The 13394-nt window shown below is 64.4% G+C and carries 13 protein-coding genes; 7 read left to right on the forward strand and 6 right to left on the reverse strand.

The genetic code is table 11. The annotated features are described in order from the left end of the window. Positions 1 to 2: 2 nt before the first annotated feature. The 6 genes from frdA to QUG01_RS02215 all read left to right on the forward strand — a co-directional run bounded on the left by frdA (position 3) and on the right by QUG01_RS02215 (position 5022). The gene (gene frdA, locus QUG01_RS02190; protein WP_500828683.1) at positions 3 to 1778 is read left to right on the forward strand and encodes a fumarate reductase (quinol) flavoprotein subunit; all 1776 of its coding nucleotides are present in this window, start codon (positions 3 to 5) and stop codon (positions 1776 to 1778) included. Further along, positions 1775 to 2521, forward strand: a complete 747-nt coding sequence (locus tag QUG01_RS02195) for a succinate dehydrogenase/fumarate reductase iron-sulfur subunit (protein WP_500828684.1) — start codon at positions 1775 to 1777, stop codon at positions 2519 to 2521. Before frdA ends, QUG01_RS02195 begins: the two co-directional genes overlap by 4 nt. Next, positions 2518 to 2916 (forward strand): fumarate reductase subunit C, encoded by a 399-nt coding sequence (locus tag QUG01_RS02200; RefSeq protein ID WP_500828685.1) that lies wholly within the window; start codon positions 2518 to 2520, stop codon positions 2914 to 2916. The genes QUG01_RS02195 and QUG01_RS02200 overlap by 4 nt, the downstream gene beginning before the upstream one ends. Beyond that, a complete protein-coding gene (frdD, locus tag QUG01_RS02205) occupies positions 2913 to 3278 on the forward strand; it encodes a fumarate reductase subunit FrdD (protein ID WP_500828686.1) in 366 nt (121 codons plus the stop codon). Before QUG01_RS02200 ends, frdD begins: the two co-directional genes overlap by 4 nt. 217 nt (positions 3279 to 3495) lie before the next feature. Then, positions 3496 to 4134 carry a hypothetical protein gene (locus tag QUG01_RS02210; RefSeq protein WP_103319550.1) on the forward strand — a complete coding sequence of 213 codons (639 nt, stop codon included), beginning with the start codon at positions 3496 to 3498 and terminating at the stop codon, positions 4132 to 4134. A gap of 180 nt (positions 4135 to 4314) precedes the next feature. Then, positions 4315 to 5022, forward strand: coding sequence for a hypothetical protein (locus QUG01_RS02215; RefSeq protein ID WP_500828687.1), 708 nt, complete (start codon positions 4315 to 4317; stop codon positions 5020 to 5022). A 73-nt stretch (positions 5023 to 5095) separates the two neighbouring features. Here QUG01_RS02215 and QUG01_RS02220 read toward each other — a convergent pair whose 3' ends face one another. From QUG01_RS02220 to QUG01_RS02230, 3 genes are all read right to left on the reverse strand, one after another. Continuing rightward, complete coding sequence (locus QUG01_RS02220; RefSeq protein WP_500828688.1) at positions 5096 to 6124, reverse strand: DUF475 domain-containing protein; 1029 nt, start codon at positions 6122 to 6124, stop codon at positions 5096 to 5098. 106 nt (positions 6125 to 6230) lie between these two features. Then, entirely contained in the window at positions 6231 to 7415 is a 1185-nt protein-coding gene (locus QUG01_RS02225; RefSeq protein ID WP_500828689.1) for a DUF1615 domain-containing protein, read from the reverse strand. 53 nt (positions 7416 to 7468) lie between these two features. Continuing rightward, complete coding sequence (locus QUG01_RS02230) at positions 7469 to 8125, reverse strand: peptidoglycan DD-metalloendopeptidase family protein (RefSeq protein ID WP_500828690.1); 657 nt, start codon at positions 8123 to 8125, stop codon at positions 7469 to 7471. A gap of 87 nt (positions 8126 to 8212) precedes the next feature. Here QUG01_RS02230 and QUG01_RS02235 point away from each other — a divergent pair, with 87 nt between their 5' ends. Beyond that, positions 8213 to 8944, forward strand: coding sequence for a substrate-binding periplasmic protein (locus tag QUG01_RS02235; protein ID WP_500828691.1), 732 nt, complete (start codon positions 8213 to 8215; stop codon positions 8942 to 8944). 54 nt (positions 8945 to 8998) lie between these two features. Here the strand turns inward: QUG01_RS02235 and ettA are convergent, their stop codons facing one another. From ettA to ppk1, 3 genes are all read right to left on the reverse strand, one after another. After that, complete coding sequence (ettA, locus tag QUG01_RS02240) at positions 8999 to 10666, reverse strand: energy-dependent translational throttle protein EttA (RefSeq protein WP_500828888.1); 1668 nt, start codon at positions 10664 to 10666, stop codon at positions 8999 to 9001. A 118-nt stretch (positions 10667 to 10784) separates the two neighbouring features. Further along, positions 10785 to 11264, reverse strand: coding sequence for a DUF456 domain-containing protein (locus QUG01_RS02245; RefSeq protein WP_500828692.1), 480 nt, complete (start codon positions 11262 to 11264; stop codon positions 10785 to 10787). Positions 11265 to 11267: 3 nt separating this feature from the next. Then, positions 11268 to 13343: a polyphosphate kinase 1 gene (ppk1, locus tag QUG01_RS02250; protein WP_500828693.1), complete on the reverse strand. Its 2076-nt coding sequence runs from the start codon at positions 13341 to 13343 to the stop codon at positions 11268 to 11270. Positions 13344 to 13394 lie beyond the last annotated feature (51 nt).

Raw genomic sequence — 13394 nt, forward strand, 5'->3', positions numbered from 1 at the left:
GCGTGAAGACCTGCCAAGCAGACGTAGTGATTGTCGGCGCCGGGGGCGCCGGCCTGAGGGCGGCCATCGCCGCAGCCCAGTTCGATCCCAAGCTGAAGATCGCGCTGGTGTCCAAGGTGTACCCGATGCGCAGCCACACGGTGGCGGCGGAGGGCGGATCGGCGGCGGTGAAGCAGGATCATGACAGCTTCGACGCCCACTTCCACGACACCGTGGCCGGCGGCGACTGGCTGTGCGAACAGGATGTGGTGGAGTATTTTGTGCGCCAGTGCCCGGAAGAAATGGTGCAGCTGGAGCACTGGGGCTGTCCGTGGAGCCGCAAGGAGGACGGCAGCGTCAACGTGCGCGCCTTCGGCGGCATGAAGATAGAGCGCACCTGGTTCGCCGCCGACAAGACCGGCTTCCACATGCTGCATACCTTGTTCCAGACTTCCATCCAGTTTCCGCAGATTCAGCGCTTTGACGAGTATTTCTGCGCCGACCTGATCGTCGAGGACGGCCAGGCGCGCGGCGTGCTGGCCATCGAGATCGCCAGCGGCGAGTCAGTGTTGATCGAAGCCGGCGCGGTGGTGATGGCCACCGGCGGCGCCGGGCGCGTGTTCCGCGAGAACACCAACGGCGGCATCGTCACCGGCGACGGCATGGCGCTGGCCTATCGCCACGGCGTGCCGCTCAGGGACATGGAGTTTGTGCAATACCACCCCACCTGCATGCCGCGCACGGGCCTGTTGTTCACCGAGGCCTGCCGCGGCGAGGGCGGCTTGCTGATCAACAAGGACGGTTACCGCTACCTGCAGGACTACGGCCTGGGGCCGGCCGAGGACAAACCGCGCAACAAGTTCATGGAGCTGGGCCCGCGCGACCGGCTGAGCCAGGCCTTCTGGTACGAGCAGCAAAAGGGCCGCACCGTCGAAGGGCCGTGGGGCTCTGCGGTGTATCTGGACCTGCGCCATCTGGGCCACGCCAAGCTGCGCGAGCGCTTGCCGCAAATCTGCGAGCTGGCCGAGGAGTTCCTCGGCATCGATCCGGCCAAGGAACCGATCCCGGTGCGGCCGGCCGTGCATTACACCATGGGCGGCATCCTGGTGGATGGCCATTGCGCCGCTCCGATGCCGGGCTTGTACGCGGCCGGCGAGTGCTCCAGCGTCGGCATCCACGGCGCCAACCGGCTGGGCTCCAATTCCTTGGCCGAGCTGTCGGTGTTCGGCAAGGTGGCCGGCGTCGAAGCCGCGCGCTTTGCCCGCGACAGCAAGCCCGCCAAGCGCGAGTTGTTGCTGCAACAGGCGAAGGTGGCCGAAGCGCGCCTGCACGCGCTGCGGGCCAAGGACGGCACCGAGCGCATCGCCGATTTGCGCCGCGAAATGGCGGAAACGATGGAGGCAGGCTGCGGCATCTACCGCATGGAAGACAGCATGCGCGCCACCTGCGACAAGCTGGCCGAACTCAAACAGCGTTTCCGGAACGTCAACGTGGAAGACAAATCCAGCGTGTGGAACAGCGACTGGCTGCTGGCCATCGAGCTGGGTTACCAGCTGGACGTGGCGGAAGCGATGGCGCATTCGGCGCTGCACCGCAAGGAATCGCGCGGCGCCCACCAGCGGCTGGATGGCTATGAGGCGCGTGACGACGTCAACTTCCTCAAGCACAGCCACGCCATTTATCAGCCGGATGCCGGGCCGCGTATCGAGTACGGCGCAGTGAAGATCACCACGTCCCAACCCGGCGTGCGCGCCTATGGCGCGGCGGGGGTGGCCGCAGAAAAAGGAGAACAGGCATGACGGACAAAACCATCCATATCGAGGTGCTGCGCTACCGCCCCGAGCAGGACAAGGAGCCGTGGCTGCAAGGCTTCGACGTGCCGTACAGCGACGACATGTCGGTGCTGCAGGGCCTGCAATACATCCGCGATTATCTCGACGGCACGCTGGCCTTCCGTTGGTCCTGCCGCCAGGCCATTTGCGGCAGCTGCGGCATGATGGTGGACGGCGTGCCCAAGCTCGCCTGCAAGACCTTCCTGCGCGACTATCCGGGCACGGTGCGCATCGAACCCTTGAACCACTTCCCGATCGAGCGCGATCTGGTGGTGGTGCTGGACGACTTCATCGACAAACTCGAGAGCATCACGCCCTATATCGTGCCTAAGGAAGACAAGCCTTTGTCTGAGGGCGAGTACAAGCAGACGCCGGCGCAGATGGACTGGTACGCCCAGTTCAGCGGCTGCATCAACTGCCTGTTGTGCTACGCCGCCTGTCCGCAATACGGCCTGAACTCGGATTTCCTCGGCCCCGGCGCCATCGCGCTCTTGCACCGCTACAACCAGGACAGCCGCGACGGCGCGTCCGAGCAGCGCATGGCGCTGCTGGCGGCGCAAGAGGGCGTGTTCAACTGCACGGCGGTGGGGTATTGCTCGGAAGTCTGCCCCAAGGCGGTGGACCCGGCCAATGCGGTCAACCTGAACAAGACCGAAGTGGCCAAGGACTATTTCCTGCGATTCGTCAGACCTAAGGGAGCATGCAAATGAGCAAGCGCAAGCCTTATGTCCGGCCGATGGACGGCTGGTGGCAGAAGAACCCGTATTTCATCGAGTACATGATCCACGAGGGCACGGCGCTGTTCGTCGCCGCCTACGGTTTTGTGCTGCTGTGCGGCCTGTGGCATCTGTCCCAGGGCGAGGCCGTGTGGAACGGCTTCATCGCCGCGCTGCAAAGCCCGCTGGGGCTGTTGTTCCACCTGATCCTGCTCGCCATGATCGGCTACCACAGCTACACCTGGTTCAAGATCATGCCGCGCACCTTGCCGCCGCTCCTCGTCGGCGGCAAGCGCGTGTCCGCCGCCGCCATCACCGCCGGCGGTTTCGCCGCCACCTTGCTGGCCAGCCTGGCGCTGCTGGGCATCGTCTGGGGGATCTTGCAATGAAAAATCGGCAACTGAAGCGTTCCCATGCGCCCATCTTCTGGGGGCTGTTTGGCGCAGGCGGCATGCTGGCCGCGCTGTTCGGGCCAATGCTGGTCGTCATCACAGGCTTCGCCGCGCCGCTGGGTTGGCTGCCGGCCAAAGCAGCGAGTTACCAAGGCGCGCTGGCGCTGGCGCACAGCCTGCTGGGCAAGGCTGCGCTATGGGTGTTGATCAGCCTGCTGCTGTGGCACGCGGCTCACCGCATCTATCACAGTCTGCACGATGTCGGCATCCATGGCGGCGTGTTGGCCAAGGCCTTGACCTATGGTCTGGCTGCGGCGGGCACGGTGCTGGCCTTGCTGCTGCTGTGCCGGATCGGATAGTGATCCGCATTTAGGCGCGGCGTTTTCTTCGCCGCGCCGGTCTTCCCGTTTTTCCCGTCGTCCTCCGCCTTTGCGCATCTTTTTTCCCCCTTCTATAGTGATGTTGATGCTATTTGCAATCGATGATTGGCATCTGATTTGGCATTGAGTCTGCTATTTGACATGTTGTTGCTGACTGGCATGCGGCGCCGAGTCGGGCCGCGGCGAGGAGGGGGCGATGGCTGTTGGCGCGGTGGGCGGTTCCATTTCAATGCAGTACCTTGCGGTGTCGGCGCCTGGCGTGCTCACGCCGCCTGGTCAAGGCGGCGCGCAGGCTGCGGCGCCGGCGCGGCGCAGTCAGAATGATGGACAAGACGGCGGCTTTGGCCAGGAGGTCGCGCTGGCCTTGCAGCAGTCCGGCATCAATCTGTCCGGCGCGGCGGCCGCGCAATCGCAAGGGCAGTCGGCGGGAGCCGCCGCGCTGCAGGGATCGGATGCGGTAGGCGCCGCGTCCGGAGCCGGCAATGTGCAGCAGGCGCTGCATACTTTTGTGCACGCGGTATATCAGGCGGTGCAATCGGAAGGCCTGTCCAGCGGCGGCGGTTCCGAGCAGGGGCAGTCCGCCAGCGGCTATGGCGATTTCCAAGGCAATTTGCAGAAGCTGTTGCAGGACGTGGACCATGGCGTGCAGAACAATGCCACGTCCGGCATTACGCAGGCGTTCAAAGACCTGCAGCAGTCGCTGGGCGGCAACGCCGTTGCCGGAGCGGCGACGCACGCCACGCTGCACACCTTTTTGCAGAATCTGGTGACCTTGCAGAGCACCCAGTTGCAGAACGCCGGAGGGGTCGGTTCCTTGATCAATACCAGCGCCTGAACAACGCGCGGCGCGGGGTGGTAATGACTATACTGGAGCAGCGCCGGCGGAAGATTGGCTGGAAATTTCCCTTAATTAACAGAAATTTACACTCTGTTTCTTAGTGCGGCTGGCACGGCGCCGATATACCGATATCAGCGCAAGCTGGGCGGGTCGTCGGATCTAGTCAAGGAGAGCATCATGTCAGTCGGGTCTCTGGGCAGCAGCTCAATCTCAGTGCAGTACACGCAGGTGGATATCCAGGAAACGTTTTCGTCTGATCCATCGCAACAGGGTGGCAGCGGCGCGGTTCAGGGACAGGGCGGCGGCGGCCACCACCATCACGGCGGCGGCCAGTTCGCTCAGGATGTGCTGCAGGCCTTGCAACAATCCGGCTTGCTGCAGCCTCCGTCCAGCGGGTCCACACCGGCCAGCGGCAGCGCTGGGACGACTGGCAGCGATGCCGGCGGCGCGGTCGGCGCGGCCGGCGGCAATCAGCAACAGGCGGTTCACGCCTTCATTCACTCCTTGTTCCAGGCATTGCAGCAGGAGGGAGCCGCAGGCGCAAGCGGCAGCGCCGGCACGGGCGGCAGCCAGGACAATGACGGCGATGTCGATCGCGGCGGCGCGGACAACGAGGGCGGTTCCGGCGCGGCCGGCGGCTACGGCGGCTTGCAGAACAATCTGCAGCAGCTGTTGCAGGACATCGCCAACGGCACGCAGAACGGCGCCACCTCCACGCTGCAATCGGCCTTTCAGACCCTGCAGCAGGCCTTGGGCCTCAACAACAACGGCCAAGCGTCCCAGGCATCGCTGCAGTCCTTTCTGCAGAACCTGAGCAAAAATTTGCAGCAAAACCAGTTGGGCACCAGCGCAGGCGTCGGCGCCTTGCTGAGCACCTCTGCCTGATGGTCCGGTTGCCCCGCGCGGGGCGCCGGCTGTTTGGCGCCAAGGGCCGGGCTTGTTCCCGGCCCTTGGCGTTTCAGCGCCGCCGGCGCGCCGGCAGGCTGGTCAGCACGCCCAATCCGATGATGGCGACGCTGATCAGTCCGGTGACCACTTCGCCCAGCTCCACGTGCAGCGCGGAGGCGAACATGATGCCGACCAGCGCGGCTATCGCCCAGAACGCCGAGACTTCCAGATACTTGAACTGTCCGATGACGTCGCGCTCCACCAAATAGATGGTCAGCGAGCGCACAAACATCGCGCCTATGCCCAGGCCGCCGGCAATCAGCCAGAAGTCGCTGGTGATGGCGAAGGCGGCGATCACGCCATCCATGGAGAAGCTGGCGTCCAGCACTTCCAGGTAGACAAAGCCGATCAGGCCATTCCTGGCCGCGGCGGTCTTGATATCCATCCCGCCGAACAGCTGCTTGAACATGTGCAGCACCATGAACACCACATAGCCCCAGAAGCAGCTGCTGATGAAGGCCAGCTTCTGGCCGGCCGGCACCCAGGCCGCCACCATCGCCACCAACACGATGGTGACCAGAGACTGGGCATTTTCCACGCTGCCCAGTTTGGCCAGCAGCGGTTCGATTCCGGGCAGCCAGTGCTCGTCCTTCTCGTGCTTGACGAAGTATTCGATCACCACCATCAACAGGAAGGTCGCGCCAAAGCCCATGATCATCAGATGGCTGTCGTGCATGATCTGCTGATAGCGCTGCGGCTGCTTGGTGGCGACGATGAAGGCTTCGGTCATGGAGACGCCGCCGGCGGTGGCGACGATCAGCAGCGGAAACAGGATGCGCATGCCGAACACCGCCACCGCGATGCCGACGGTCATGAAAATCTGGCGCCAGCGATGGCTCATCACCTTGAGAATGCCGGCGTTGACCACCGCATTGTCGAAAGAGACGCTGGTTTCCAGCACAGCCAGCACCAGGGTGGTGAGCAAAAAGGCGCCGGCGCGCTCGGCGCCGCCTGAGTCAAAGCCGTACCAGGCGACGGCGGCCAGCACGGCGACGCTGAAGGCCAGCGAGCCGCGGAAATACGAAAAAGTGGAAGGCATGGGAATAACCTGAGCAAGTGCGGCGTTGCCGCTATTTTTTTAAATGTAGAACGGCCGGGAAACCGGCCGTTGCATGGGATTATATGACGTCGTCAGCGGCTTGGCATCAGTCGGTGGCGCTCACGCGCGCCAGGCATTGTTGGTAGCGGCCATCCACCCGCTCGGCGAACCACTGCGTAGTCAGCTTGCGGGTGATCTTGGGGCTTTTGAGGTCGATCTGCGGCATGACGGCGCGCGGCAGCGGCTTGCCATGCTGGCGGTCCGCCAACGCGAACACCAGGCGGTACAGCTCGCTCTGGCCGAAGGCCGAATATTTTTCCTGCTTCAAGTCGCGCAGGATGGCGTCCCGGCTCATGCCTAGCTTGCCGGCGAGCGCCAGCGCGGCCTGCTGGCTGCCGGAGGGCTGGCTGTCTTGGTAATTCAACAGATCGCCATCCAGCCCCAGCTTGCGCGCGCCGATGCGGGACAGGGCGGCCTGGAACGCCGCGTTGCGGCTGCTGTAGCGGCCGGCGTTGAAGTCGGCGAAGCGGTAGCGCATGTCCTGGTACGGCGCCGGATATTGCAACAGGATGGCCGCGCCGAAGTAGACCCCGCCGCGGCGGGTGAATACCTGGTGGCGGATGCTGTCACGGTGCGCATACGGGTAGGGCCAGGCCTTGACGTGGGACTCGGCGAACGCCACGCTGACCTGCATCGGCCCGCCGGTGCGGATGGGGTTCTTCATGTCCATCGGCAGCCCCATTTGCTTGGCTTCCCGCGCCATGTCCTCGTACAGTTGGTTCATCTCGCGCTCGGTGCGCAGACCATCTATCCGCGCCTTGTAGCTCTGGCCATTGGGCGAAGTTTTCAGCAGGGCGGTTTTCACCACCGGCAGCGGTACCAGATAGCGGTGGGCGCGTTCCTCTATCTTGCTCCAGACGATTTTCGGCAAGCCCGGCACCGTAGGGTCGGCCTGCCAGCTCGATTCCTGCTCGATCACCGCCGCCAGCGCGCAGGCGTTTTCGGCGGTGGGCGGGATCTGCAGATAGCGGAAGGCGCTGTCGATATCGGCGATCCAGCCCTGGCGGTCGCGCACGCCTGAAGGGACGGATGCCGGGATGAAGTTGCGCGGCGCGGCCGCAGGCTTGGGCGCGGGGGGAGGCGGCGGCTGAACGGGCGCAGGCGGCACGGGTTCGACCGCCGGCGCGGCGGCGGGCGACGGCGCGGAGGCCTGGGCAGGTTGCCTGGGCGGCTGGGCGGCGCAGCCTGCCAGCGCGGCGGCCAGCAGGAGCGGGAGCAAGGTGCGGTTCATGTCGTTGTCTTTGTTGTAAAGGCGGCGGAGCGTTGGCGGGCGAGTCGGCGTCGTCAACGCGGCGGCAGATAGGTAGCCGGATTGACCACCTGGGTGCCCAGCCGCAATTCGAAGTGCAGCTTGACGCGGTTGGCGCCGGAGTCGCCCATGGTGGCGATCTGCTGGCCCGCGCTGACCTGATCGTCCTCTTTGACCAGCAGACGCTGATTATGGGCGTAGACGGTCAGCGTGTCGGCGTTGTGCTTGACGATCAGCAGATTGCCGTAGGCGCGTATGCCCTTGCCTGCATACACCACCTTGCCGGCGGCGGCGGCGCGCACCGGATCGCCGGCCTGGCCCGCGATATCCAGCCCCTTGTTGCGATTGCCGTCGTAATTGGCGATCACCGCGCCATCGGCCGGCCATTGCAGCTTGATGGTCAGCTTGGGCGGCGGCGCGGATGGTTTTTCCGCCGGCTTGGCCGGCGCGGCTTTGGCTGACGGCTTGTTCGCCGCAGCCGCGGATTTGCTGGCGCCGGCCGGCGGCTGGACTCGCAGCAATTGCCCGGCCTGGATGCTGGAGCTGTCGGCCAATTGGTTCCAGCGCGCCAGATTGCCCACGCTCTGCTTGTATTGACGGGCGATGCGGTACAGCGTGTCGCCGGACTGCACACGGTAGTAGCCCGCCGGAGCCGGCGCGTTGGCCGGAGGCGAGGAGGCGCAAGCGGCCAAGCATAAGCTGCTACAAAGAATAAGGGTTCGCAATGACATGGTTGCCATTTTACACCGTCACGGGACGCTGCCGCTGGAGAGGGTGGAATGAAGAAACTGTTTGGGCTGATATTGGGCTGCCTGGGTTCCCTGCCGTTGCATGCGGCCGAGTCATCCATCGTCATCCACCTGTATTCCATCGAGTACCCGCCATTCATCATCGGCGCGGATGTGCCGCCGCGGCAGGGCATCGCGCAGGAGGCCGCCCAGCAGGCCTTGGCTCATGCCGGTCTGCGCGGACAATGGGTGGATCTGCCTTGGAAGCGGGCGCAGATGCAGGCCCAGAGCGAAACGTATGGCTGTTTGGCGCCCTTGACCCGCTCGCCCAAGCGCGAGGAGCAATACCGCTGGGTCGGTTTGCTGGATAGCAGCAGTCAATCGCTGTATGTATTGGCGGATAAGCCGGCTGACATCCGCACGCTGGCCGACTTGAAAGGCAAGCGCGTAGTGGCGCTGCTGGGCTCGTCCATGGCCGAATGGCTGCATCAGCGCGATGTGGCCTTTGCCGAGCTGCCGACCACGGAAGACGCATATCGCGAGCTGAGCATGGGCGTGGCCGATGCCTGGGCCGTGCATAGCCCGGTTGCGCGTTATCTGGTGAAGAAGCAGGGACGCCGCGCCGCGCAAATCCAGGAAGCGCTGCGGCTGCAGGAGACTCGCATTTACCTGGCCTGCGGCAAGCGCATGCCGGAAGAGGTGGCCCAGAGGCTGAGTAATGCGTTCCGCTGGTTGCGCGAGAGCGGCGAGATGGAGCGCATCACCGCGCGTTATCTGGAGTGAGCGGCCTGCCAAGCCCCCGCAGGCGGGGGCTTGGCGTGGCAAGCAGCGTAATGATCAGCGGGTGATAGGCTTGTAGCGGATGCGCTTGGGCTTGGCGCCTTCTTCGCCCAGGCGTTTCTTCTTGTCGGCTTCGTATTCTTGATAGTTGCCGTCGAAGAAGGTCCATTGCGATTCGCCTTCCGCCGCCAGGATGTGGGTGGCGATCCGGTCCAGGAACCAGCGATCGTGCGAGATCACGAACACGGTGCCGGCGTATTCCAGCAAGGCGTCTTCCAGCGCGCGCAGGGTTTCCACGTCAAGGTCGTTGGATGGTTCGTCCAGCAGCAGCACATTGCCGCCCTTCAGCAGGGTCTTGGCCAGATGCAGACGGCCGCGCTCGCCGCCGGACAGCATGCCCACCTTTTTCTGTTGGTCGGCGCCCTTGAAGTTGAAGCGGCCCAGATAAGCGCGGCTGGACATTTCAAACTTGCCGACGGTCAGGATGTCGGCGCCGGCGGCCACGTCTTCGAACACGGTCTTGTCGCCGTCCAGGCCCTCGCGGGTTTGTTCGACGAAGGCCATCTGCACGGTCTGGCCTATCTTGACCGTGCCGCTGTCCGGCTGCTCCTTGCCGGCGATCATCTTGAACAGCGTGGATTTACCGGCGCCGTTGGGGCCGATGATGCCGACGATGGCGCCAGCCGGCGCCTTGAAGCTGAGGTTGTCGATCAGCAGGCGGTCGCCGAAACCTTTGGATACGTTTTCGAACTCGATCACTTCATTGCCCAGGCGCTCGGCCACCGGAATGAAGATTTCCTGGGTTTCGTTGCGTTTCTGGGTTTCGTAGCTGGACAACTCCTCGAAGCGGGCGATACGCGCCTTGGACTTGGCCTGGCGGCCCTTGGGGTTTTGGCGCACCCATTCCAGTTCTTGCTTCATCGCCTTCATGCGCGCGCCTTCGCTCTTGGCTTCCTGCTCCAGGCGGGCTTCCTTTTGCTCCAGCCAGGACGAGTAGTTGCCCTTCCACGGGATGCCTTCGCCGCGGTCCAGCTCCAGGATCCATTCCGCGGCGTTATCGAGGAAGTAGCGGTCGTGGGTCACCGCCACCACGGTGCCGGGGAAGCGGACCAGGAACTGTTCCAGCCACTCGACGGATTCGGCGTCCAGGTGGTTGGTCGGCTCGTCCAGCAGCAGCATGTCGGGCTTGGACAGCAAGAGCTTGCACAGGGCCACGCGGCGCTTCTCGCCGCCGGACAGCGGGCCGATCTTGGCGTCCCACGGCGGCAGGCGCAGCGCGTCGGCGGCCAGTTCCAGCTGGTGCTCGACATTGTCGCCGGCGCCGGCGGAGATGATGGCTTCCAGCTTGGCCTGTTCTTCGGCCAGGGCGTCGAAGTCAGCGTCCGGGTCGGCGTAGGCGGCATACACTTCTTCCAGGCGCTTTTGCGCGCCCATGACATCGCCCATGCCGCTTTCCACTTCCTCGCGCACGGTTTTTTCCGGGTCGAGTTGCGGTTCCTGCGGCAGATAGCCGATGTTGAGGTTAGGCTGCCATTGCACCTCGCCGTCGTATTCTTTTTCCACGCCGGCCATGATCTTCAGCACGGTGGATTTGCCCGCGCCGTTCAGACCCAAGAGGCCGATCTTGGCGCCGGGGAAGAAGGACAGTGAGATGTCCTTGATGATCTGACGCTTCGGGGGGACGATCTTGCTCACGCGGAGCATCGACATCACGTATTGGGCCATGGACTTGTTCACATTGTTTGAATGGACTAAGCGCTGATTCTACCAAAACGGCGTGGCAAGCACAGATGGCAAAGCGGCCGGCGTGCTGCCGGCCGCGATTGAATCGAGCAAATGCCGGTCAGAACACCAATGCCAGCGCGGCGGTGGCCAGCATGGCGAAGGCGCAGGCCACCTTGGCCACGGCGCCGACGATGAAGCCGAGCAAGGTGCCGATGCCGACTTTGCCGGCCTGGAAGGCGTCCTTGCGGGCGAGGAACTCGCCGATCACCGCGCCTATCATCGGCCCCAGAATGACGCCGACCAGGCCGAGAAACATGCCGGCCAGGCCGCCGATGAAGGCGCCCCACAAGGCTTGCCGGCTGGCGCCGGTGGCCTTGGCGCCCAATAGGCCGGCCACAAAATCGACCAGCAGGCCCAGCGCCGCCAGCACGGCCAGTATGCTCAGGCTGATCGCGCCCAGATGCTGGAAGTTGTCCAGCCAGGACGCCAACAGCAGGCCGCCAAACAGCAAGGGCAGGCCCGGGATGGCCGGGATGATGGTGCCGGCGAGGCCGGCGACCATCAGCAGCGCGGCAGCCAGATAAGCTAGCGCGGTCATGGCTTATTCCGCCTGCGGGCCGGTGTACAGGGCCAGCAGCTCCAGCTGCGCGCAATGCGGCTTGCCGCGGCCGGAGCGGCGTTTGTAGCCGCCATCGGGCTGCATTTCCCAGCTGTTGACGTTGTCTTCCAGATACATGCGCAGCGCTTCCTTGATGATGCGGCGCTTCAGCTTGCTGTCCAGAATCGGCACGCAGGTTTCGATGCGGCGGAAGAAGTTGCGGCCCATCCAGTCGGCGCTGGACATCAGCAGGTCTTCCTTGTGGTCGTTGTAGAAGTAGAACACGCGCGGGTGTTCCAGGAAGCGGCCAACGATGGAACGCACCGTGATGTTGTCGGACAGGCCCGGCACGCCGGGCCGCAGCGCGCACACGCCGCGCACGATCAGCTGGATCTTCACGCCGGCCTGGCTGGCGCGGTACAGCGCGTGGATGACCTGCGGCTCCAGCAGCGAGTTCATCTTGGCGATGATCTGCGCCGGCTTGCCGGCCTGGGCGTGCTCGACCTCGCGCTCGATGGACTGCATGATCATGCTGTGCAGGGTGAAAGGGCTCTGGAATAGGTGCTTCAGGCTGCTGGCGCGGCCCAGGCCGGTGAGCTGGACGAAGATGTCGTTGACGTCGCTGGCGATTTCCTCGTTGCAGGTCAACAGGCCGAAGTCGGTGTACATCCGCGCGGTGCGCGGGTGGTAGTTGCCGGTGCCCAGATGCACGTAGCGGTGCAGCCCGTGCGCCTCGCGGCGCACCACCATCAGCATCTTGGCGTGCACCTTGTAGCCGATCACGCCGTACACCACGTGGGCGCCGGCATCTTCCAGCCGGCTGGCCCAGCCGATATTGGCTTCTTCGTCGAAACGGGCCATCAGCTCCACCACCACCGTCACCTGCTTGCCGGCGCGGGCGGCGGCGATCAGCGATTCCATCAGCACCGAGTCGGTGCCGGTGCGATACACCGTCATCTTGATCGCCACCACGTGCGGGTCGGTGGCCGCCTGGGTCAGGAAGTCGATCACCGGCTGGAAGCTCTGGTACGGGTGATGCAGCAGGATGTCGCCCTTGCGGATGGTCTCGAACAGCGGCGGCTTGGCTTTTTTCTGTAGCGCGACCGGCAGCGACGGCGCAAACGGCGCGAACTTCAGGTCGGAGCGGTCCACCAGGTCCGGCACTTGCATCAGGCGCACCAGGTTCACCGGGCCGTTGACGCGGTAGACATCGCGCGCCTGCAGATTGAACTGGGTCAGCAGGAACGATTCCATGTGCTGCGGGCAGGTGTCGGCGATCTCCAGCCGGACCGCGTCGCCGAACTGGCGCTGGCGCAATTCGCCTTGCAGCGCGGTGCGCAGGTTCTTGAAATCGTCGTCTTCGACGGACAGTTCGCTGTCGCGGGTGACGCGGAACTGGTAGCAGCCCTTGACCGCCATGCCCGGGAACAGCTCATGCACATGCGAGTGCAGAATGGAGGACAGGAAGACGAAGCAATGCGCATGGCCGTCGCAGACTTCCGGCGGCAGTTTGATCACCCGCGGCAAAATGCGCGGCGCCTGCACGATGGCGGTGCCGGAGGCGCGGCCGAAGGCGTCGCGGCCTTCCAGCTCCACCGCGAAGTTCAGCGATTTGTTTAAGACCTTGGGGAAGGGGTGGGACGGATCCAGCCCGATCGGCGTCAGGATGGGCATCAACTCGCGGAAGAAATAGCTCTGCACCCACTCGCGCTGCTGCTCGGTCCATTCGTTGCGGCGCAGGAAGATGATGCCCTCCTCACGCAAGGCCGGGAACAGCACCTCGCTCATCACCGCGTACTGCTCGCGCACCAGCTGATGGCAGGCGCGGGCCACCTTGGCCAGTGCCTGCTCCGGCGTGGAGCCGTCTGCCAGGATGCGCTCCGGCGTGGCATGGGCCGCATCCTGCAGCCAGGCGATGCGCACCTCGAAGAATTCGTCGAGGTTGGAGGAGACGATGCACAGGAACTTCAGCCGCTCCAACAGCGGAAGATTCGGGTCTTCCGCCTGGGCCAGCACGCGGCGGTTGAATTCAATCAATCCCAGTTCACGATTCAGCAGCAGGTCTTGCGGTTGTGACATACGGTGTGAGAGCCAATATTTTCGAGAGATGGAGACAATAAAGCCCTCGCT

The organism is Chromobacterium sp. CCUG 76385 (assembly GCF_059916625.1).